The organism is Streptomyces luteolus, from assembly GCF_029968015.1.
GTDB classification, from domain to species: Bacteria; Actinomycetota; Actinomycetes; order Streptomycetales; family Streptomycetaceae; genus Streptomyces; species Streptomyces luteolus.
The window spans coordinates 217,261-238,584 of record NZ_JASCIS010000004.1; the positions used below are offsets into that span (position 1 = coordinate 217,261).

At 70.6% G+C, this 21,324-nt stretch carries 22 protein-coding genes; 13 read left to right on the plus strand and 9 right to left on the minus strand.

Going from position 1 to position 21,324, the window contains the following annotated elements; genetic code table 11:
• Window positions 1-88 precede the first annotated feature (88 nt).
• The 3 genes from QIT00_RS05660 to QIT00_RS05670 all read right to left on the minus strand — a co-directional run bounded on the left by QIT00_RS05660 (window position 89) and on the right by QIT00_RS05670 (window position 2,473).
• Complete coding sequence (locus tag QIT00_RS05660) at window positions 89-586, minus strand: hypothetical protein (protein WP_282533972.1); 498 nt, start codon at window positions 584-586, stop codon at window positions 89-91.
• Between the two features lie 70 nt (window positions 587-656).
• Window positions 657-1,286: a response regulator gene (locus tag QIT00_RS05665; RefSeq protein WP_282533973.1), complete on the minus strand. Its 630-nt coding sequence runs from the start codon at window positions 1,284-1,286 to the stop codon at window positions 657-659.
• The gene (locus tag QIT00_RS05670) at window positions 1,283-2,473 is read right to left on the minus strand and encodes a sensor histidine kinase (RefSeq protein ID WP_282534035.1); all 1,191 of its coding nucleotides are present in this window, start codon (window positions 2,471-2,473) and stop codon (window positions 1,283-1,285) included. Before QIT00_RS05670 ends, QIT00_RS05665 begins: the two co-directional genes overlap by 4 nt.
• Window positions 2,474-2,876: 403 nt before the next feature.
• Here QIT00_RS05670 and QIT00_RS05675 point away from each other — a divergent pair, with 403 nt between their 5' ends.
• Complete coding sequence (locus QIT00_RS05675; protein ID WP_282533974.1) at window positions 2,877-3,449, plus strand: GlcG/HbpS family heme-binding protein; 573 nt, start codon at window positions 2,877-2,879, stop codon at window positions 3,447-3,449.
• Window positions 3,450-3,748: 299 nt separating this feature from the next.
• The gene (locus QIT00_RS05680; protein WP_282534036.1) at window positions 3,749-5,143 is read left to right on the plus strand and encodes a M1 family metallopeptidase; all 1,395 of its coding nucleotides are present in this window, start codon (window positions 3,749-3,751) and stop codon (window positions 5,141-5,143) included.
• A gap of 39 nt (window positions 5,144-5,182) precedes the next feature.
• Here QIT00_RS05680 and QIT00_RS05685 read toward each other — a convergent pair whose 3' ends face one another.
• Window positions 5,183-5,710, minus strand: coding sequence for a GNAT family N-acetyltransferase (locus QIT00_RS05685; RefSeq protein WP_282533975.1), 528 nt, complete (start codon window positions 5,708-5,710; stop codon window positions 5,183-5,185).
• A gap of 249 nt (window positions 5,711-5,959) precedes the next feature.
• On the minus strand, window positions 5,960-6,535 hold the full coding sequence (locus tag QIT00_RS05690) for a TerD family protein (RefSeq protein WP_282533976.1): 576 nt from the start codon (window positions 6,533-6,535) through the stop codon (window positions 5,960-5,962).
• Window positions 6,536-6,786: 251 nt separating this feature from the next.
• Here QIT00_RS05690 and QIT00_RS05695 point away from each other — a divergent pair, with 251 nt between their 5' ends.
• From QIT00_RS05695 to QIT00_RS05730, 8 genes are all read left to right on the plus strand, one after another.
• Window positions 6,787-7,776, plus strand: coding sequence for an ROK family protein (locus QIT00_RS05695; RefSeq protein WP_282534037.1), 990 nt, complete (start codon window positions 6,787-6,789; stop codon window positions 7,774-7,776).
• Window positions 7,776-8,951, plus strand: a complete 1,176-nt coding sequence (gene nagA / locus QIT00_RS05700; protein ID WP_282533977.1) for an N-acetylglucosamine-6-phosphate deacetylase — start codon at window positions 7,776-7,778, stop codon at window positions 8,949-8,951. Before QIT00_RS05695 ends, nagA begins: the two co-directional genes overlap by 1 nt.
• A gap of 227 nt (window positions 8,952-9,178) precedes the next feature.
• A complete protein-coding gene (locus QIT00_RS05705; protein ID WP_282533978.1) occupies window positions 9,179-9,469 on the plus strand; it encodes a hypothetical protein in 291 nt (96 codons plus the stop codon).
• Between the two features lie 44 nt (window positions 9,470-9,513).
• Complete coding sequence (locus QIT00_RS05710) at window positions 9,514-10,650, plus strand: putative T7SS-secreted protein (RefSeq protein ID WP_282533979.1); 1,137 nt, start codon at window positions 9,514-9,516, stop codon at window positions 10,648-10,650.
• A gap of 62 nt (window positions 10,651-10,712) precedes the next feature.
• Window positions 10,713-11,438, plus strand: a complete 726-nt coding sequence (locus tag QIT00_RS05715) for a hypothetical protein (RefSeq protein ID WP_282533980.1) — start codon at window positions 10,713-10,715, stop codon at window positions 11,436-11,438.
• 74 nt (window positions 11,439-11,512) lie between these two features.
• The gene (locus QIT00_RS05720; RefSeq protein ID WP_282533981.1) at window positions 11,513-12,607 is read left to right on the plus strand and encodes a hypothetical protein; all 1,095 of its coding nucleotides are present in this window, start codon (window positions 11,513-11,515) and stop codon (window positions 12,605-12,607) included.
• A gap of 116 nt (window positions 12,608-12,723) precedes the next feature.
• Window positions 12,724-13,653, plus strand: a complete 930-nt coding sequence (locus QIT00_RS05725) for a 1-phosphofructokinase family hexose kinase (protein ID WP_282533982.1) — start codon at window positions 12,724-12,726, stop codon at window positions 13,651-13,653.
• 225 nt (window positions 13,654-13,878) lie between these two features.
• Window positions 13,879-14,769 carry a class II fructose-bisphosphate aldolase gene (locus QIT00_RS05730; protein ID WP_282533983.1) on the plus strand — a complete coding sequence of 297 codons (891 nt, stop codon included), beginning with the start codon at window positions 13,879-13,881 and terminating at the stop codon, window positions 14,767-14,769.
• On the opposite strand, the gene QIT00_RS05735 is transcribed toward QIT00_RS05730, so the two are convergent.
• Window positions 14,750-15,715, minus strand: a complete 966-nt coding sequence (locus QIT00_RS05735; protein WP_282533984.1) for a carbohydrate-binding protein — start codon at window positions 15,713-15,715, stop codon at window positions 14,750-14,752. The genes QIT00_RS05730 and QIT00_RS05735 overlap by 20 nt on opposite strands.
• A gap of 123 nt (window positions 15,716-15,838) precedes the next feature.
• A complete protein-coding gene (cdgB, locus tag QIT00_RS05740) occupies window positions 15,839-17,542 on the minus strand; it encodes a diguanylate cyclase CdgB (protein ID WP_282533985.1) in 1,704 nt (567 codons plus the stop codon).
• A 393-nt stretch (window positions 17,543-17,935) separates the two neighbouring features.
• Between cdgB and QIT00_RS05745 the strand changes: the two genes are divergently transcribed.
• Genes QIT00_RS05745 through QIT00_RS05755 form a run of 3 tightly spaced genes read left to right on the plus strand, consistent with a single transcriptional unit; the run spans window position 17,936 to window position 19,117 of the window.
• A complete protein-coding gene (locus QIT00_RS05745; RefSeq protein WP_408909722.1) occupies window positions 17,936-18,484 on the plus strand; it encodes a flavin reductase family protein in 549 nt (182 codons plus the stop codon).
• A gap of 49 nt (window positions 18,485-18,533) precedes the next feature.
• A complete protein-coding gene (locus QIT00_RS05750; RefSeq protein ID WP_282533986.1) occupies window positions 18,534-18,728 on the plus strand; it encodes a hypothetical protein in 195 nt (64 codons plus the stop codon).
• Window positions 18,725-19,117 carry a type II toxin-antitoxin system death-on-curing family toxin gene (locus QIT00_RS05755; protein ID WP_282533987.1) on the plus strand — a complete coding sequence of 131 codons (393 nt, stop codon included), beginning with the start codon at window positions 18,725-18,727 and terminating at the stop codon, window positions 19,115-19,117. Before QIT00_RS05750 ends, QIT00_RS05755 begins: the two co-directional genes overlap by 4 nt.
• Window positions 19,118-19,373: 256 nt before the next feature.
• Here the strand turns inward: QIT00_RS05755 and QIT00_RS05760 are convergent, their stop codons facing one another.
• Both QIT00_RS05760 and QIT00_RS05765 read right to left on the minus strand, forming a co-directional pair.
• The gene (locus QIT00_RS05760) at window positions 19,374-19,769 is read right to left on the minus strand and encodes an ATP-binding protein (RefSeq protein WP_408909723.1); all 396 of its coding nucleotides are present in this window, start codon (window positions 19,767-19,769) and stop codon (window positions 19,374-19,376) included.
• A gap of 290 nt (window positions 19,770-20,059) precedes the next feature.
• A complete protein-coding gene (locus QIT00_RS05765) occupies window positions 20,060-21,274 on the minus strand; it encodes a helix-turn-helix domain-containing protein (RefSeq protein WP_282533989.1) in 1,215 nt (404 codons plus the stop codon).
• Window positions 21,275-21,324 lie beyond the last annotated feature (50 nt).

Consider the following 21,324-nt stretch of genomic DNA (forward strand, 5'->3'; position numbering starts at 1 on the left):
GACGAGCGCCTCAGCGCGATACGGGGTCCGGGGCGGAGCCCCGGGAGCTGTCCGCAGGACTTTCGGGAAGGGGCGGGGAGGGGAGAAATCAGACGCGTGGGAAGCGGGCCTGCAAGTCCCAGATCACCGGGTTCTCCGCCAACTCATCGTGCATATCCGAGAGATCCGCGATCAGGTCATGCAAAAAATCCCGCCCCTCCCGCCGCAACTCGGAGTGCGAGAACGTCAACGGCGCCTCACCCCCCGGCAACCACTCACCCTCCACATCCACCCACCCGAAGCGCCGCTCGAACAGCATCCGGTCACTGGACTCCGTGAAGTCCAGCTCCGCGTACTGCGGCCGGGAGGCGCGGGACCCCAGCGGGTCCCGGTCCAGCCGCTCGACGATGTCGCACAGCGCCCACGCGAAGTCGAGCACCGGCACCCATCCCCAGGCTGTGGACAGCTCGCGGTCGGCCTTCGTGTCGGCGAGGTACACGTCCCCGCAGAACAGGTCGTGCCGCAGCGCCCGCACGTCCGCCCGCCGGTAGTCGGTCTGGGGCGGGTCGGGGAAGCGGTTGGAGAGGGCGTAGCCGATGTCGAGCACGAGGTCGATGGTGTCATGCGCTCACCTACCGCCCGCCCCATGACCACTCACGGCAGCAGCCGCGGACCACTCACGGCAGCAGCCGCCGCTCCTTCGCCACCGCCACCGCGCCCGCCCGCGTGTCCACGCCCAACTTGTCGTAGATACGGCCGAGATGGGTCTTCACCGTGGCCTCGCTGATGAACAGCGCCTTCGCGATGTCGCGGTTGCCGAGGCCGTGGGCGAGCTGGCCCAGGATGTCGAGTTCGCGGTCCGTGAGCGTCGGCTGCGGGCTGCGCATCCGGGCCATGACGCGGCTCGCGACCGGCGGGGACAGCGTCGTACGGCCCTCGGCCGCCGCGTGGATCGCCGCGAAGAGTTCCTCCGGCCGCTCGGCCTTGAGCAGATAGCCGGTCGCGCCCGCCTCGATGGCCCGGGTGATGTCCGCGTCGGTGTCGTATGTGGTGAGGACGAGGACCCGTACGCCCGTCGGGGCGATCTCGCGGGTGGCGGCCACGCCGTCCATGCCCGCGCCCAGCTGGAGGTCCATGAGCACGACGTCCGGGCTCAGCTTCGCGGCGAGCGCGACCGCCTCCTCGCCGGTGCCGGCCTCCCCGGCCACCTCGATGTCCGGCGCGCTGCCGAGCAGCGCGAGCAGCCCGGCCCGTACGACGGCGTGGTCGTCGCAGAGCAGGACCCGTACGGGGGAGGGAGCGGTCATCGGGGGGACTCCAGGGGGATCGCGGCGGACAGGACCGTGCCGTCGCCGGGGGCGGACTCGACGGTGAGGGTGCCGCCGAGCTGGGCGACGCGCGCGCGGATCGCGGGCAGGCCGTGGCCGCGCACCCCGGAGGGTGCGCCCCGGTCGCCCCGGTCGCCCCGTTCGTCCGGGTCGAAGCCGCGGCCGTCGTCGGCGACGTCGAGGACGACCTGGTCGTCGAAGTAGACGAGGGTGAGGACGGCGGTGCGGGCGGCGGCGTGTTCGGTGACGTTGGCGAGGGCGCCCTGGGCGATGCGCAGGAGCGCCGACTGCACCCGGTCCGGCAGCGGCGCCGGGCCGCCCTCGATCCGGCAGCGCACGTCGAGCCCGGCCCGTGACTCCCGTTCGGCGAGCGCGTACAGGGCCTGTTCGAGGCCGACGCCGCCGGCCAGATCGGCGGGGGCCAGGTCGTGCACGAAGCGGCGGGCCTCGGCGAGGTTGCGCTCGGCGAAGGACTCGGCGGTGCGGACGTGCGCGTGGGCCGTGGCCGGGTCGGTGTCCCAGACCCGGTCGGCGGCCTGGAGCAGCATCTGCTGGCTGGACAGGCCCTGGGCGAGGGTGTCGTGGATCTCCATGGAGAGCCGCTGCCGCTCGGCGAGGGTGCCCTCGCGGCGCTCGGTGGCGGCGAGTTCGCGGCGGGTGCGCACCAGGTCGGCGATGACGGACTGGAGCCGGGCGGCCTGCCGCTGCGAGTGGACGAACATCGCGGTCGCGACGGCGGCCACGGCGGGCGGCGCGAACAGCAGGTTCGGGTCGAACCCGGACTGCACGCGCAACTTCAGCTGGGCCGCGACCACGAACACGGTGATCAGCGCGACCAGGAAGATCGCGGCGCCGGTCCGCAGCGTGCGCAGGCCGGTGTAGAAGAGCGGCACCGCGCACCAGCCGAAGCTGGGCGCGAGGATCACGAGCGTCAGCCAGATCCCCATGACGGCGGCCAGCCACAGCTTGTGGGAGGTGGTGGCGCCGCTGGCGGCGCGCGGGCCCGCGGAGATCGTGGAGACGGGCCCGAGGACCGGGCCCAGTACGTACAGCGTGGCGAGGGCGCCCGCGAAGATGATGATCCAGGTCGTGGCCGGGTCGTCGGGGTGGCGCAGCAGGAAGCGGGTGAGGGAGGAGCCGAGGAGTACGAAGAACGTCACGTGCATGACGACCGCCAGGCGCCGGTTGTCCCGCGCGGCCGCCCCGTGCACCAGGGTCTGCTGGTCCTCCCCGTGCACCAGGTTCTGCTGGTCCTCCCCGTGCACCAGGCTCTGCTGGTCCTCCCCGTGTACCTGGGCCTCCTTGTCGTCCACGGGCCCATCGTCACCCACGAAGGTCCCCCTCGCATCAACCGATCGGCCGACCCCTCTGTCGACCGTCCCGCCCGCAGGTCGCAGCCGGTACGTCGACGGGGAGGGGCCGCCCGCGAGCCCACGATGGACGCAGAGCGACAAATGCTCGAAGACACCGCGGGAACCGATCGGAAATCACCTCCCGCCCCTCCACGTGCAGGCCCCCTGCACACCATGTGCAGGCCGAAGGGCCGCCGCCAGAGAACGAGGAATCTCCATGAAGAAGCTCTCCCTGCGTACCCGTGTCGTCACCGGTGCCGTCGCCGTCGCCGCCCTCGGCGCGGGCACCTTCGGCGCCGTCTCCGCGACCGCCGCCCCGGCCGAGTCCGCCGCCGCCGCCCCGGCCGCCGCGACCTCCGCGACCTCGGCGACCTCCGCGAAGAACACCACCGAGTCGACCCACCTGACCATCGACGCCGCCACCAAGGCCGCGCAGGCCGCGCTCGACGCCGCGGAGAAGGAGAACCAGCGGATCACCGTCGCGGTCGTCGACCGCAACGGCAACACCATCGTCACCCTGCGCGGCGACGGTGCGGGCCCGCAGTCGTACGAGTCGGCCGAGAAGAAGGCGTACACCGCCGTGGCCTGGAACGCCCCGACCTCCGAGCTGGCCAAGCGCCTGGAGCAGGCCCCGAACCTGAAGGACATCCCCGGCACGCTGTTCCTCGCCGGTGGTGCCCCGGTGACCGCGAAGAACGCCCCGATCGCGGGCATCGGTGTCGCGGGCGCCCCGAGCGGCGCCCTGGACGAGAAGTTCGCGCAGGCGGGTGCCGCCGCCCTGGGCCGCTGACCCACACCGGCCCAACCCCGGGTCGCTGACCCACCGGCCCACGTCCCGGGTCGCTGACCCAAGCCCCCGGGTCGCCCTGAGCCGCGGCCGGGCACCACCTCTGCACGCCCCCCCCCCGGTGCCCGGCCGCTCCTCCCTCTCGCAGCAACTGCACCTATCCGCTCAAAGGACGAGCCGCGCGTACCGCCCATAAGATCACTCACGTGATACGCCGACGACCTCTGTCCGACCCCCGCACCCCGCCCCGGACAGGCCGTTTCCGTACGGTCCGCCGCACCGTCCCCCTGGTGCTCGCCGGAATGCTCGCCCTGTCGGTGTGCAGCGGGGCCGGAGTGCGGGGCACGCCGGGCAGCGCGGGTCTGCGGGACCCGTACTTCCCCGATCTGGGCAACGGCGGGTACGACGTCACGCACTACGCCCTCGACCTGGACTACGACCCGGACTCCGGGCGGCTGCGCGGCGCGGCGGTGATCACGGCACGCGCCACCCAGGACCTCAGCGCCTTCAACCTCGACCTGCGCGGCCTCGACGTTGCCTCGGTCACCGTCGACGATCACGCCGCGCGCTTCAACCGGCAGCGCAGCGAGCTGACCGTGCGGCCGCGGGACGAGCTGCGGAACGGGAAGACGTTCCGTACGACCGTCCGCTACTCCGGCAAGCCGAGAACCATCACCGACGCGGACGGCGCCGAGGAGGGCTGGCTGCCCACCCGCGCGGGCGCCGTCGGACTCGGCCAGCCGACCGGCTCGATGACCTGGTTCCCCGGCAACCACCACCCCTCCGACAAGGCCGCGTACGACATCGAGATCACCGTCCCGAAGGGCCTGCGGGCGTACTCCAACGGGGAGTTGACGCATGCGCGCACCCGCGGCGACGCCACGGCGTTCCGCTGGCACAGCGGTGAGCCCATGGCGAGCTATCTGGCGACGGTGGCGATCGGCCCGTACAAGACCGGGACCTCCGTGGTGAAGGGCGTGAGCCGCGAGGGCGGCCTTCCGGTGCGTACGGCGGTGGTGCCCGGCCAAGCCGCGAAGAGCGCGGACACGCTCGCGCGCATCCCGGACGTCGTGCGGTGGGCGGAGCGGCGCTTCGGCCCGTACCCGTTCTCCTCGGTCGGCGCGATCGTCGAGGAGCCGGGCGCCGCCGGGTACGCCCTGGAGACCCAGACCAGGCCCGTGTTCCCCGGCGCCCCCGGCACGATGCTCCTCGTGCACGAGCTGGCCCACCAGTGGTTCGGCAACTCCGTGTCGCCGAAGAGCTGGCAGGACATGTGGCTCAACGAGGGCTTCGCCACCTACGCCGAGTGGCTGTTCAGCGAGGACCACGGCGGCCGGACCGCACAGCAGACCTTCGACCAGGTCTACGCGGGCGAGGGCTCCTACGTGGAGAACGCCATCGGCGGCCCGGCCGAGGCCGCGGCGATCTGGGCCTACCCGCCCGCGAAGCCGACCGGCGCCGACACGATCTCGGCGACCCCCGTCTACTACCGGGGCGCGCTGGTCGTCCACAAGATCCGGCAGGCCGTCGGCGATGCCCGCTTCTTCGCCCTCGTGCGGGGCTGGACCAAGGACCACCGCCACGGCAACGCCGACACGGAGGACTTCACGGCGTACGTGGAGCAGAAGTCCGGCAAGGACCTGGACGCGATCTGGGACGTCTGGCTGTACGGCGAGGGCAAGCCGTCGAAGCCGTAGGCCGTGTCCGCAAAGTCCCTCCCCCAGCCCTGAACTCCCTTACGCGGAAGGTGCGTTGAGCTCCTTGCGCATCAGCACGCACGGCCGCTGCCGCTCCAGGTCCTCTGCGTACCCGATGAGTTCATAGCCGAGGTTGGTCCAGAACCAGCCCGCCTGGTCGTTGCTCTCCAGGATCGCCAGGCGTACGGCCTCGCGGCCCGCGGTGCGGAAGCGGTCCTCGATCAGCCGCGCCAGCTCCCGCCCGACCCCGCCGCGGTGCAGCTTGGCGTCCACCAGGAGCAGCCCGATCCACGGGTCCGGGTCCTCCGGGTTCGGGTGCTGCCCGAGCGTGATCGCGAGCCCGACGAGCCGCCCCTCGGAACGGGCGAGCAGCACCTCGGCCGTGGGCCGCGCCAACTCTTCCGCGAGGGCCGCGGCGACCTGCTCCTCGGTGATGTGCTCCGGGTCCGGGAAGTCCCCGCTGAGCGCGAAGAACTCCCGGTTGGAGGCGTACAGTTCGGTGACTTCGGTGAGGACCGTGCCGGGGAGCGCGCCGCCGTCCAGGACCGGGATCTGTTCGAGGATCATGCGGGCAGGCTAGCCGCGCGTTTCCGGGGAGTCGATGTCGAAGGCAGCGGCGCAGCCGCAGGCCGTCAGGGGCGCGGGGAAACTGCGCGACCGGCCCACGACAGGCCGCACCCGGCGACGAAACCGACACACCCCGCGTACGGGAAGGGGCCCCGGTCCGACGACCAGGGCCCCTTGCCTCGTCAGCGCGACCTCGTCAGCGCGACCTCGTCAGCGCGACCTCGTCAGCGCGACCTCGTCAGCGCGACCTCAGATGTTGACGCCGAAGTCCTGCGCGATGCCGGCGAGGCCCGAGGCGTAGCCCTGGCCGACCGCGCGGAACTTCCACTCCGCGCCGTTGCGGTAGAGCTCACCGAAGACCATCGCGGTCTCGGTGGCGGCGTCCTCGGAGAGGTCGTACCGCGCGATCTCGGTGCCGCCGTCCTGGTTGATGATGCGGATGTAGGCGTTCCGCACCTGGCCGAAGTTCTGCGAGCGGGACTCCGCGTCGTAGATCGAGACCGGGAAGACGATCTTGTCGACCTCGGCCGGCAGGCCCGCCAGGTTGACGTTGATCGCCTCGTCGTCGCCCGCGCCCTCGCCGGTGCGGTTGTCACCGGTGTGGACGATGGTCTGGTCCGGCGACTGCTTGTTGTTGAAGAAGACGAAGTGGCCGTCCGTGAAGACCTTGCCGTCGGCCTTGACCGCGATCGCGGAGGCGTCCAGGTCGAAGTCGGTGCCGGTGGTGGTGCGGACGTCCCAGCCGAGGCCCACCGTGACGGCGGTCAGGCCCGGTGCCTCCTTGGTGAGCGAGACGTTGCCGCCCTTGGACAGGCTTACAGCCATGGAAGATCCCCTCTGATTACTGCGGTGCTACGGGCTACGTACCTTCAGACGAAGCTACCGTCACCCGCTCTAACGCCGCCGGGGACCCGTGAGGTTCCAGGTCTCTTCGCTTTCTTCGGCACCGAAGGCTTTCTTCGGCACCGAAGACTTCTTCGGCACCGGAGGCTTTCTTCGACACGGAAGACTTTCTTCGGCACCGAAGTGGACTAGACCTTTCGCGGGGCGCGGGCCAGACTGTCAGCGTGACTGCATTGACCCGGGCGACAACCCCCGGACCCCCGGCCGGACGGCACGTCATCGCCCTGGACGTGGGCGGCACCGGAATGAAGGCCGCCCTGATCGGCGCGGACGGCACCTCCCTGCACGAGGCCCGCCGCGCCACCGGACGCGACCGCGGACCCGAGGCCGTCGTCGAGTCCATCCTCGACTTCGCCGCCGAGCTGCGCGCGTACGGGGAGGAACGCTTCGGCGAGCCCGCCGCCGCGGCCGGGGTCGCCGTGCCCGGCATCGTCGACGCGGAGCGCGGCATCGCCGTGTACGCCGCCAACCTCGGCTGGCGCGACCTGCCGCTGCGCGATCTGCTCACCGAGCGCATCGGCGTCCCCGTCGCCCTCGGCCACGACGTCCGCACCGGCGGCCTCGCCGAGGGCCGGGTCGGGGCCGGGCAGGGCGCCGACCGGTTCCTGTTCCTGCCGCTCGGCACCGGGATCGCCGGGGCCATCGGCATCGACGGCCGGATCGAGCCCGGCGCGCACGGGTACTCGGGCGAGATCGGGCACATCGTGGTCCGCCCCGGCGGACCGCTCTGCGGCTGCGGGCAGCGCGGCTGCCTGGAGCGGCTCGCCTCCGCCTCCGCCGTGAGCCGCGCCTGGGCCGAGGCGAGCGGCGACCCGGACGCGGACGCCGCGGACTGTGCCAAGGCCGTCGAGTCGGGGGACGAACGGGCCCTCACCGTCTGGCAGGACGCGGTCGACGCCCTCGCCGACGGCCTCGTCACCGCGATCACCCTGCTCGACCCGCGCACGCTCATCATCGGTGGCGGACTCGCCGAAGCGGGGGAAACCTTGTTCACACCGCTGCGGGCGGCCGTCGAGCGGCGCGTCACGTTCCAGCAGCTGCCCGCCGTCGTCCCCGCCGCGCTCGGGGACACCGCGGGCTGCCTGGGCGCGGGCCTGCTCGCCTGGGACCTGCTGACGGCTCAAGAATCCGCATCCCCCACGTCCTCGGAGGTAACCACCTGATGGCCGCACGCAAGGTACTCACCGGCGCCCGGGTGGTGCTGCCCACCGGGACCGTCGCCGACGGCCGGGTCATCGTCGACGAGCACGGCCGGATCGCCGGGCACGCGCAGGAGAGCGACACCGCCGTCGACCTGACCGGCCACTGGGTCGTGCCCGGCTTCGTGGACATGCACAACCACGGCGGCGGCGGCGCCTCCTTCACCTCCGGCACCGAGGAGGAGGTGCTCAGGGGCGTCCGCACGCACCGCGAGCACGGCACCACCACCCTCGTCGCCTCCACCGTCACCGGCGAGCTCGACTTCCTCGCGCAGCGCGCCGGTTTCCTCTCCGAGCTGGCCGAGCAGGGCGAGATCGCGGGCATCCACTTCGAGGGCCCGTTCATCTCCCCGTGCCGCAAAGGCGCCCACAGCGAGGTGCTGCTGCGCGACCCCGACCCGGCCGACGTCCTGAAGCTCGTCGACGCCGCGCGCGGCCAGGCCCGCATGCTCACCCTCGCCCCCGAACTCCCCGGCGGCGTCGACTCCGTACGCCTCCTCGCGGAGCACGGCGTGCTCGCCGCCGTGGGCCACACCGACGGGTCGTACGAGCAGACCCTGGCCGCGATCGACGCGGGCGCGACCGTAGCCACGCACCTCTACAACGCGATGCCGGGGCTCGGCCACCGGGCGCCGGGGCCGATCGCCGCGCTCCTGGAGGACGAGCGGGTCACCGTCGAGCTGATCGACGACGGCACGCATCTGCACCCGGCCGCCTTCCAACTGGCCTTCCACCACGCGGGCGCCGACCGGGTCGCGCTGATCACGGACGCGATGGACGCGGCCGGATTCGGCGACGGGCGGTACATGCTCGGGCCGTTGGAGGTCGAGGTGAAGGATAATGTGGCGCGCCTCGTCAGCGAGTCGGGCCCCGGCTCCATCGCGGGCTCCACGCTCACCCTGGACCGCGCGTTCAAGCGCGCCGCGACGATCGACCGGCTGCCCGTCGAGGACGTCGTCCGCGCCATCTCCGCCAACCCGGCCAAGCTGCTCGGCGTCTACGACCGGGTCGGCTCCCTCGAACCCGGCAAGGACGCCGACCTGGTGGTCCTCGACGAGCACTTCGACCTGGCGGGCGTGATGAGGAAGGGCGAGTGGGTGGTGGCACCCGGGGCGCCCGGAGCGCCGCAACTGGGCTGATTCGCCGATCCGTTGAGGCACATACGCGGTGGGCCCGGAGGCAGCCTTGGCTGCTTGCTGCTTCCAGGTCTCCGTGGCCACGGCCCAGCAGCGGGCCGAGCGTTACTGCGCCCTCTCACATCAATAGTCACATAACTCTCACGTGTTCCCACGGGGGTTGACCGCCAGATGCGTCGGCCCTCGCCAGTACGGTGGGAGGCCCGTGGCCAGCAGTAAGGGGGAGAAGCGTGGGCACCGGCTTCCAGATCGACACCGTCGCAGTCCAGCGCATCGTGGAGAAACTCGACGAGTGCGACGAACGCATGGAGCAGGCACGGAAACGCCTCAAGAACGTCGGCCCGAAGTCACTGGGAACCAACGGCCTTGACAACGCATGCGACACCTTCCAGTCGGAGTGGGAGGACGGCATCAAGCGCATCGAGGACGCGTCGAAGGACATCAGGGAGCGCCTGCAGGCCACCATCGACGCGTACAAGGCGGGCGAACGGAAGACGGCCGAGGGATTCGGCGCGAAGTAGTCGTGAAGTAGGGCTGTCAGCAGCCAAGGGGGAACGCACGTCGCATGTCGTACCGCAGCATCTTCATCTTGGGCGACGAGGCATGGCCGGGCCTGAAGTTCAATCCGGCCAAGGGCGACTTGGAAGCGATCGACGATCTCGCGTCGGACGTGAAGGCCGTCAGTACCGAACTCGACGAGCTTGAGGAGCTGTTGACCTCCATCGGGAAGAACAGCGGTGTCTGGCGGGGGGAGGCGGCCGAGCGCTTCTCGAAGAAGCTGGGCAAACTCCCCAAGTACCTGAACCAGGGCTCCGATTCCATGGGCAGGTGTGCCAAGACCCTGCATAAGTGGCACAGCCAGCTGTCGCAGATGCAGCACAACGCGCAGGGCTTGGAGGCCGAGGCCGTTACCGCCCGGCGTGAGGCCGACCGGCTCACGAGCGCGTACAACTCGGAGAACGACCGGCTCAGGGCGCTCGGCCCCATGCCCGCCGACGAGGCCGACCGGCTCAATCAAAAGCTGGACCGGCAGCGAGCCGAGGTGGAACAGGCGCAGGACAAGCTGGAGAAGCTGATCCGCGAGGCCGAGGACATCTACGGCCGGTGGAACGACCGGGCCCAGATCGCCGAAGCGGCCATCATCGAGGCGTCCGAGAACCACCCGCCGGACTTCGGCTTCTGGGAGCGGGTCGGCGACGGCCTGAAGGAAGTGGCGCGAGACGCCGGCGACTGGCTGGCCGAGAACGCTGATTTGTTGTCCACGATTTCCTCGGCTCTGACCACGGCCGCGCTCGCCTGCCAGATCATTCCCGGCATCGGCACTGCCGCGGGCGTGGCTCTGGGTGCTGCGGCAGGAGCCTTCGCACTCGGCGCGATGGCCGGGCATGCTGTCCAGGGAATGCGCGGACAGAAGATGGGCTGGGTGAAGATGGGGCTGGATGCATTCGGTGTGATCCCGGGCGCGAGTGGGCTCATTGGGCTGGCGAGAGGAGGGAAAGCGGCAGGGGCCCTGGCTCTGGAGAAGGGGATTCACAGCGGATTTCTGCAGTCGAAGGTCATCCAGCCTGTCGAGTTGAAGATTGCGGGAGCGTTCGGGAAGACCATGGACGAGGCGGCCATCACGACAATGAATCAGTACACGCAGATGACCATTAAGGCAGGAACTGCCGCCTTCGGCGGGTGGAAAGAAGCGACCAGCTGAGGCTCCGAGGTGCTGCACTTATGCCAAATCGCCCCGGAGAACAGAGGTCTGGAATCAATACCATGGTGGAAGCGCAGACGCGACCGGCGAAGTTGTTCAACGCGGCGCTGGAGGCGACTGGAGGCGTAGCGGTCGATGGGCTCTTCTACGTCACTCGGCCCGTAATGTCGGACCTGCTGGTGACTCCTTGGCGGCAGAGGCCATGGGTGCTGAGCGATTCGAGAGTGAAATCCGCTCGTCTATTGAAAGCCCTCAATATAGCCCTTAATGCGCTTCTGTTGGAGTGGACCAGTAGTAAGATCCTCTACTCCTCCGATAAGGGAGCGGCAAGGGAGCGGGCGAGCCTGGAGCGCAAATCCAATAAGCGTGTAACCAAGAGCACTGATGATTCTCTGGGTTTCTTCTTCGGTAAGGAAAAAAGCGCCGCAGCAGGCCTGCTGGTGGCCTCGCTGCCACGCTCCAAGGCTCGCGTGCTGAGCCTGCTGTGTTTCACCCGCGATGAAATCATGCTGCTTCACGTTCCCCAGACGTTTCGGTCGAAGTACTTCGCCAACGTGGCGGAAATCGGCTGGCGCATCGACCGGAACGAGCTGGAGTGGACTCGGATTTCTTCCCGAAAGGGGACTCCGTACATGCAGTACGGATTCGCCGACGGCAGCTGGATGACCTTCATCACCACACCGGTTGACGGTCAACCCGCGTTCACCGATCTCTTCCCGCACACCCTCACCAGGGAAGATCCGATTCCGCCGCACCCCGACTACCCCGCACCGGAGCCGAAGAAGTGACCGAAGCTGCAACTGCCGGGCGGTCGACGCTGTACGTCGGCTGGATCATGCCGACGTTCTTCCATCCGCTCCCCGTGGACACCACCGACGTCGATGAAATGGCCGACCGTCTCGTCGCCATGGCGAAGACGGTGCTGGCCGACCGCAGCACTGACGAACAGCACTTCTTCGCGCAGATGATGTTGAGGCAGACAGCTCAACTCATCGAGGCGGAGGCCGAGTACGCCGGTCTGTGCTTCGTCGAGCACGAGGGCGAGCAGGCCATGGCCACGCTCCTCGTCAACCGGGTTCCCTCTCTCGGGAGAAAGGTCGACGAAGCGGCCGAGGCCACGAAGGCCCAGCTGAAGGAGCTTTACCCGAACGACGAAGTCCGCATCAGTGCGTTGGCGGTGGACCACACCCCCGCCGTCACCCGCATCGGCGGTCTGGAAGTGACCGTCCCGCCCGAAATCTCCCCCGATGGGCAGCCTCAGACCCTCCGGCAGGGCATCATCCAGACGTACGTGCCGCTGCCCGGCCAGGGCGAGACGATGGTCTTCGAACTGAACACACCGTCACCCGAAGCCTGGGACATGTACGCGGACATGTTCGATGCCATCGTCGGCACCCTCGACTGGGCGACAGCCGAAGAGCGAGCCGAACAGCGGGAGTTGCAGCAGAACGCGGCAATCCCCGCCCAGCCCGGGCCGCAGGCACCGGCACCGCAGGAGCAGGTTCCGCAGCCACAACAGCCGGAACCCGAGCCCGTCGCCCAAGGGGTGGCCGAGGCCGTCCACCGGATTTCCCGCCTCGTACTGGACGCAGTCGGTATGCGCGGCCCGGTCGACGAAGCGGCCGATCACCTCGCCGCAGCCCCTTGCCCTCCTTGCCGCGCCAAGGGCCTCACCTCCGGTTGCACGGCGCGCCACCACTGGGAGATGACCGGCCTGACACCAGCGACGTTGCAGGACATGTTCGCCGCCGCCAGCTCCCACCTGAACGGGAGCAGTTGGTCGCAGGAATTCATGACCGAAGGTCAGGCGACCTTCAAGGCTCAGGGCGACTCCATCAGCGCGCAGGGCTACACGGTCTCGCTCACTTCGGATACCGGGCAGCGGCGGCTCCTCCTCGATGTGGCGACCGCCTGCACTCGAGGCACCGCCACCGCCGTGGTCGACGATTTCGGCTGAGGGGGACCGCAGCCAGAATCCCCGGCTGCCTGAAGAACCTCTAGGCCAACCGCCCGCTCTTTGGCATGATCAGGCCCGGCACGCGCACATACGTACGACTTCCGGGGGAGGTAGCCGTGATCCTCACGGTCACGCTCAACACCGCCCTGGACTTCACCTACCGCGTCCCGCGCCTGACCCCGCACGCCTCGCACCGCGTCACCGACGTCACCGAACGCCCCGGCGGCAAGGGCCTGAACGTCGCCCGCGTGCTCGCCGCGCTCGGCCGTCCCGTCACGGTCACCGGCTTCGCGGGCGGCTCCACCGGAGCGGCCCTGCGTGCCCAACTGGCCGAGGACATTGGCGTACGGGACGCGCTCCTGGACGTGGCGGGCCGCACCCGCCGCACCGTCGCCGTCGTCGACGAGCGCACCGGCGACACCACCCAGCTGAACGAGCCGGGCCCACTCGTCAGCCCCGCCGAGTGGGCCCGATTCCTCACCTCCTACGAGGAGTTGCTGACCTCGGCCGACGCGGTCGCCCTCTGCGGAAGCCTGCCGCCCGGCGTCCCCGTCGGCGCGTACGCGCGGCTGATCCGGGCCGCCCGCGCCGCGCGGGTCCCCGTACTCCTGGACACCAGCGGCGAGCCGCTGCGCCGGGGCATCGCCGCCCGCCCCGACGTGGTCAAGCCCAACGCCGACGAGCTGGCCGAACTCACCGGCTCCCACGAGCCGTTGCGCGCCACCCGGGACGCGCGCCGCCGCGGCGCCCATGCCGTCGTCGCCTCGCTCGGCGCGGACGGACTGCTCGCGGCCACCCCGGACGGCGCCTGGCAGGCCGCCCCGCCCGCGGCGGTACGCGGGAACCCCACGGGGGCGGGGGACTCGGTGGTGGCGGCCCTGGTCGCAGGCCTGGCCGAGGCCTCCCCCTGGCCCCGCCGCCTGACCCATGCGGTGGCTCTCTCGGCGGCGACCGTACTGGCACCGGTGGCGGGAGAGTTCGACGCCGCGGCGTACGAGGAGTTCTTGGGACGGGTCGCGGTGACGGAGCGGGCCGGTGCGGCGTGACCGACGCCGACGGCGGGCTTTGTTCCCCACCCCGCCCCTTCCCGAACTGGGGCTCCGCCCCAGACCCCGCTCCTCAAACGCCGGAGGGGCTGATTTTTCAGCCCCTCCGGCGATTGAGGAGGCCCGTCCGGCGAGGACTTTCGGGAAGGGGCGGGTAGGGGAAGAGAACGCCTCGGCCCGTACCCGACAACGCACCGCAACCGCTAGGCACACCCAGGGGGACCCATGCCGCTAGTGAGTACGGCCGAACTCGTCACCGACGCACAAGCCGCGCGCAGCGCAGTCGCCGCCTTCAACGTCATCACCCTCGAACACGCGGAGGCCATCGCCGCAGGCGCCGAACGAGCCGGCCGCCCGGCCATCCTCCAACTCTCCGAGAACGCCGTGAAGTTCCACGGCAACCGCCTCGCCCCGATCGCAGCCGCCACCACCGCCGTGGCCCGCTCCTCCACCGCCCGCCTCGCCCTGCACCTCGACCACGTCACGGAGGTGGACCTGCTGCGCGCCGCCCACCCGGAGGGCATCGGCTCGGTGATGTTCGACGCGTCGAAGCTGTCGTACGCGGAGAACGTCAAGGCCACGGCGGACGCGGTGCGTTGGGGGCACGAGCGGGGCATCTGGGTCGAGGCCGAACTCGGCAAGGTCGGCGGCAAGGAGGGCGAGCCCCCGCTGGACGCGCACGCCCCGGGCGTACGGACGGACCCGCGCGAGGCCGCCGCGTACACCGCCGCCACCGGTGTGGACGCTCTGGCCGTCGCCGTGGGCTCCGCGCACGCGATGACGGAGCGCACGGCCGCCCTGGACCACGCGTTGATCACGGAGCTGCGGGACGCCGTGCCCGTACCGCTGGTGCTGCACGGCTCAAGTGGCGTACCGGACACGGAGATCCGCCGGGCCGTCGCCGCGGGCATGGTCAAGATCAATGTGGGGACGGCGCTCAACACGGCGTTCACCGGCGCCGCCCGCGCCTTCCTGGAGGCTCACCCCTCGACGGTCGACCCCCGGAAATACCTCGCCCCCGCTCGCGAGGCGATGACGGGGACGGTGGCGCACTTCCTGGGGCTGCTGGGGCCGCTGGGGCTGCCGGAATCGGGCGCTACTTCCAGCCCTTGCTGAGCGACACCTGATCGAGGTTGGCCTCGCACTGGTCGCCGGTCTCGCAGGAGATCTTGATCGTGTTGGTGCCCTTGGTGAGGAGGATGTTGGCCCAGGTGTTGGTCCAGCCCTTCTCCCAGTCGCCTTCCTCCGCCTTGGCGAAGTTGCCCATGTTCAGCTTGCGGTCCTGCTGCTTGCCGTTGATGGTCAGCGTCGTCGACTGGTCCTTGCCCGGCACGCCGTACTGCACATGGAGCGTGTACTTGCCGTTCTTCGGGATACCGTGGAAGGTCCAAGTCGCCGAGGCGCCCGGGGTGTTGAACCCCTGGACGTAGGTGCCGGACCTGGCGCCCTGGACGTCGGAGGCCGTGGACGTGCCGCCCGCCAAGGTCAGCGCCTTCGCGTCCTCCTTCGGCAGCTCCACCTTCTCCTCGTCCTTCGCCGGCTCGTCCTTCGGCTGCTCGCCCTGGCCGCCGTCCGCACCGGCCGAGCTGCCCGAGCCCGCCTGGTTCGAGCCGGGGCCCGGGTCCTCGTCGCCGTTGCTGAGCATGGCCGCGCCGATGCCGACGACGACCGCGGCGACCACCGCGATCGCGCCGATCAGCAGACCCTTGGTGTTGGGCCCGCGCCCGCCCCGGTCGTCGCGCCCGCCCCGGTCGTCGCCGGGCAGCGGCTGCCTGCGGGTGGACTGACCGCCGGGCAGGGTCTCGGGCGCGGCGTAGTGCGCGTTCTGCTGCGGCACCTGCTGGCCCGCGCCCACGCCGGCTCCCGCTCCCGCTCCGCCCGCGCCCTGCTGCCCGTACTGCCGCTCGCCGACGGTACGGACCTGCTGGTACGAGGAGCCGCGGCCGGGGTAGCCGTAGCCGCCGCCGGGCGGGGTGGCGCCGGAGGCCTGGCCGTCGGCGTACAGATAGCCGAACGGGTCGTCGTCCTCGGGCGTGCTCGCGCCGTTGTTGCCGGCCGTCATCCCTCGGTCACTCCTCATGCAGATCGAGTACGGGTGGCGCCACAGGTGTGCAATTGGGGGAGCCTACACGTGCGGACCGCCCCCGCACTGCGACGCATTTCTCCCCACCGCGCTGACCTGCGGCTATCCGGCCCGCCTGTGCTGTTTGGCACGAGAACGTTTCTCGATGTACATCCGCTGGTCGGCCGACTGCAGTACTTCCTCCGCCGACATTCCGCAGTGCGCCCAGCCGATCCCGAAGCTCGCGCCGACCCGCACCGCGCGTCCGTCGACCCGGATCGGCGGGATGATCGCGTTCCGCAGCCGTACGGCGAGGTCCGCGGCGTCCGCCCGGCCGAGTCCGTCGGCGAGGACCACGAACTCGTCGCCGCCGAGCCGGGCCACCGTGTCCCCGTCCCGCACGCCGCTGGTCAGCCTGCGCGCGACCTCGATGAGGACGGCGTCGCCGGTGTGGTGCCCGAAGCGGTCGTTGATCGACTTGAAGCCGTCGAGGTCGCAGAAGAGGACGGCGAGCCCCTTCGTCCCGTCGTCGGTGTCGCCCTCGGGCGCGACGGTGTGCACATGGTGGTCGAAGGCCTCCAGGCCGTGCGGCATGCTCGCGCCCGGGTAGGAGGAGGCCTGAGCGTTGCTGTCGTACGCGTCGTGTGTGCCGTACCCGTCGTCGTATCCCTCGGGGTTCCTGAACGCGGGCGGGGTGCCGTAGACCGCGTCCAGGGCGTGGGCGCTCTCCTGCGGGTCCGGCGGACGCCGGCAGAGGCGGGCGCTCAGCCGGGACCGCAGCTCGGCGGAGTTGGGCAGCCCGGTGAGCGAGTCGTGCGAGGCGCGGTGGGCGAGCTGGAGCTCGCGGCGCTTGCGCTCCTCGATGTCCTCGACGTGGGTGAGCAGGAACCGGGGCCCGTCGGCGGCGTCCGCGACGACGGAGTTGCGCAGCGAGACCCAGAGATACGTTCCGTCACGCCGCCCGAGCCGCAGTTCGGCCCGCCCGCCCTCGGCGGAGGTGCGCAGGAGTGTGCCGATGTCCTCCGGGTGCACGAGGTCGGAGAAGGAGTACCGCCGCATCGCCGCGGCGGGCCGCCCGAGCAGCCGGCACAGCGCGTCGTTGGTCCGCAGGATGCGGCCGTGGTGGTCGCCGCCCATCTCGGCGATGGCCATGCCGCTCGGCGCGTACTCGAAGGCCTGCCGGAACGACTCTTCACTGGCCCGCAGCGCCTGCTGCTCGCGCTCCAGGCGGACCAGGGCGCGCTGCATGTTTGCTCGCAGCCGGGCGTTATTGATTGCAATGGCGGCCTGCGAGGCGTACATCTGCAGCGCCTCGCGCCCCCACGCGCCGGGGTGGCGTCCGTTGCGCGGCCGGTCCACCGAGATGACGCCGAGCAGCTCTCCGCGGGTGGCCCCGCTCCCGTACATCGGGGCGTAGAGGCGGTCCAGGGGGTGCCACTCGTCCTCGAAGCGCGGCTCGGGCCCCTCGGTGTGCCACTGCGGGACGTCGTCCTCCAGGAGCGCCCAGCCCTCGCTGTGCGGGATGAAGCGGAGCGCGCCCCAGGCCTGGCCCATCGCGAGCCGCCGCTCCCAGGACTCCCGGGAGCCGACCCGGCCGGTGATCAGGGCCTCGGCGGCGGCGCTGCCCGCGAAGGCGGCGACGACGAGGTCTCCGTCGGGACGTACGAGGTTGACGCACGCGAGCTCGTATCCGAGTCCCTGCACCACGCCGTCGGCGACGGTCTGCAGGGTGTCGGCGAGGCTGCGCGCCGTGTTCAGCTCCGCGACCACCTGGTGCAGCTGCCGCAGGGTCGCAAGACGGACGTAAGGCTCCGACTCGGTCTCCATGCTCGCTCTCCCCGAGACCTCGACAGCAACTCCTGGATTCCTGGTGCCCTTAGCGCTGGTGCCCTTAGTGTCTGATTGCCTCCGATTGCCTCCGCCACTGAATCACAGCGAGCTGCTCACTCGGTACACAGGGTCAACAAAATATGGAGCCTGTGACTCAAGTCACAAGTGACGTGAACGAGTGGGAGGTACGGGGTGGATCTCCGCGTACGTTTCCTGAACGCAAAGCTGTTGGGTGGGGCATCTTTCCAGCCGCGTACTCGCGGGTAGTCGGCGGGGGGTGCCAGGGGGTGCCGGGGAGTGCCGGGGAGTGCCGGGGAGTGCTGGGGCGGGAGACCTAGGCGGTCTCGGTCCGGGGTCCGATGCCGGGGCGGGCCTGCCGGGGCTAGCGTCTTGGTCGTGTCCACCGTGCTGAAGTCTCATCCTGTTGAGGTGAGCAACGAAGATTTCCGTGCCGCCATGTCCCGGCTCGCCGCAGGCGTCGTCCTCGTCACCGCGCGGGAGGGCGAGCTGGGCGAGGGCGGCCCCGCCGCGGAGGACGTCGGCATGACGGCCACGGCGTTCATGTCGGTGTCCCTCGATCCGCCGCTGGTCCTGGTCAGCCTGCGGGAGGGCTCGCGTATGGACGATCTCCTCGCGGAGCAGCCGCGTTGGGGCGTCTCGGTCCTGGCCGGGGACCAGCGGCAGATCGCGGGCCGCTTCGCGATGAAGGGCCGCATCAGCGACCGTCTCCTCTTCGCGGACCTCCCGTACGTACGGGGTACGGAGTCCGGCGCCCCGTTGATCGACGGCGCGCTCGCGACGCTGGAGTGCGAGACGGAACAACGCGTCGAGGCGGGCGACCACACCCTGGTCGTGGGCCGAGTCCTGACGGCCTCCTTCCCGTCGTCGGACGGGGACCCGCTGCTGTACTTCAAGGGGCGGTACCGGCACTTGGGGTGAGCTTCGCCGGAACCCCCTCGGGTGATACCGGACTGGTATCGTCGACTGCATGGCTATGACACTGCGACTCCCCGAGGACGTCGACCGTCGGCTGACCGAGCGCGCCGAGCGTGAGCACCGCAGCAAGCAGGAGCTCGCGATCGAGGCGATCAAGGAAGCCAACGCCCGCGCCGAACTCGACATCCACGGTGCCCTCGACGAGCTCATGGGCACCCAGGCCGAGACCCTGGACCGCCTCAAGTGACCGTCCGTCACCTCAAGTTGGACGAGATTTTGGTCGTCGTCCGGGCCGTCACTGGCAGCGAGCACGCGGTCCGCGACATCGGCCTGCTCGTCTCGGCGATGGAGCGCCCCGCCACGCATGTGTTCGGGACCGAGGTGTACCCCACGCTCCACGAGAAGGCCGCGGCGCTCCTGCACTCCCTCGCCCGTAACGACGCGCTCGTGGACGGCAACAAGCGCACGGCATGGCTGTGCGCGCTCGCCTTCCTCCGTTTCAACGGAGCGCCCCCGCCGACTCCCGGGCGCCCTTCCCCGGACGATGCCGTGCCCTTCGCCGAGGCTGTGGCCCAGGGCCACATGGATGTGCCGACCATCGCCAAACGCCTCGCGTCCTGGTTCCCGGTGGGCTGAGCGTCGCCCGGTCACGCTCGGGAAGTCCGTCTGGGCCGAGATCGTGCTGCCCGGCTGAAGGGGTCAGTCCCAGTCCCGCCAACCCACCCACGCGGGCCCGAGCTGAGGCGTACGGCACCCGCCCCGCGCACCAACGCACCCCGAACCAGCGCTGTTTGCCCGCCAGGTTCAGGCCGTGCACCCGCCCCGCAGGCCGACCTCCACAGGTCCGACGCCCGCCCCGGCCCCGCCGGGTCCGGGCTGAGGCCGGGCCCGTTCAGCTGCTCGGTGTGTGCAGGGCGGCGCCGCCCGGTGTCTCGCGTTCCTGCCTTGCCGCGGCGAGCTTGAACTCGGCCCAGACGAGCTTGCCGGCGCCGTCGCGGGGTGCTGTACCCCAGTCGTCGGCGAGTGCGGCCACGAGGAGCAGGCCCGGGCCGTGGTCGTCATCCTCGGCAGGCTCGCGCAGCTGCGGCTTTCCTTCGCCCGCGTCGTGCACCTCGAGTCGTAGCTTGTCGACGGATACGGCGAGGCGCACCCGGAACTGCCGTCCGGGTGGGGTGTGTCGAAGGGCGTTCGTGGCGAGTTCGGATACGCAGACAGCCACGTCGACGGTTCGGTCGGCCGGGAGACGGCCGGCGATCGCCTCCCGTACGAATCGGCGTGCTCGGCCCACGGACTGACGGTGACGCATGAACTGCCGTTGTAAATAGACAGGGTGGGGCGGCGTAGCGGGGGAGGGGTGGCTGAGCGGGCGTAGTCGCGTTGCTTCGTCGTGTCCGTAGGTCGCATCGGTCGGATCGGTCGCATCGGTCACGTCGGTCACGTCGGCTCTCTGAGGGTCGGCCTTGCCCTGGGCCGTTCACGCGGTCGCCGGGGCTTTGCCCGATGTATGCAACCGAAGCGCCACACAGAGTGACAGGGATGCTGTGTCCTAGTTTCGCGACGCTGGCGGGTGCTCCCGAGTCAGTCGCCGACGCCCAGGAACTCCGCCAACGAGCGCAGGCCCGGCGGATGGTTGGGCAGAGCCCACAGGTCCCGCACGATGGCCACGGCCAGGGTGTGATGCCGCATCCAGGTCGGCGCCACGCGGCGCAGCGACTCCAATGTCTTCACCGCCCCCGCGGCGTCCCCGAGGTCGGTGTGGGCCCGGGCCACGTCGAGCAGCAGCCAAGTTCGCCACGACGGAGGGGTGTCCTTGCTCAGCCGCATGCCCTTCGCCAGCGCCAGGGCTTCCTCCGGGTGCTCGTACTGGACGGCCAGGCGTACGCGTTCGATGCGTACCGACGACGGGCTGAAGACGCTGACCATGCGGTTGTCGCTGCCTTCGGGAAGCGTGGCGACGCGGGCTGCCTCGTTCTCCGCGCCCTCCATCAACGCCGCCGCTCGCGCGTAGTCGTTGCTGCGGGCGGCCGAGGTGGCGGCGGACATGGTCAGGGCGCCCCAGACCTTCAGGCCGTCCGCGGTGTCCGTACGCCCGCCGTCCTTGGTGTCGTCGGCGGCGCTCAGGGCGATGAACAGGGCATCGTCCAGGCGTCCTTGGCGCTGGTACGTCCACGCGACGGAGTTGACGACCATCGCGGGCAGCAGCGGATCGGAGGACTGACCGGCGGCGTCGATCGCCCGCTCCAGAGCGATCAGGGCCAGGTCCGTCTTGCCCATACGCACCGCGATGTGCCCGGCGAGCTGCAGCACTTTGGCCAGGGCGGCGAATCCGTCCCTGCGGTCGTCCTCCTCACCCCGCACGGTGGCGGACCGCGCGTCGGTGATCAGGTCGGGGAGCGTTTTCAGGACCGGGTCGAACTCGGCTGCGTGGTACTGCGACCAGCCGTCGGCGATCTGCTCGCGCAGGAGGTCGAGCGAGAACTCAGGGCCGGGTGGCTGCGGCTGCGGACCCCACAGCACGGGCATGACCGCACGGCGCATGGCTACGAAGCGCGGCCCGTCGTTCTCGCCACTGGAGGTGACCGCAGGCGGGTCCCCGAGCAGAGTGGTCAGTTCCACGCCGAGCCCGTTCGCGAGAGCGTGCAGCGTGGGCAGTCGCGCCGAGTGCTTCCGCTGCTGTTCGAGCTGGCGGATCACGTCGACGGACACACCGGAGCGGCTGGCCAACTCCTCCTGCGTCAGCGAGGCCAGACGGCGCAGACGACGCAGCGTACGTCCCAGGTCTTCGTTTGCCACGCCGCCACGGTACGCCGGGGAGGCCGCAGGGGTCAGACCTGGCACCCCCT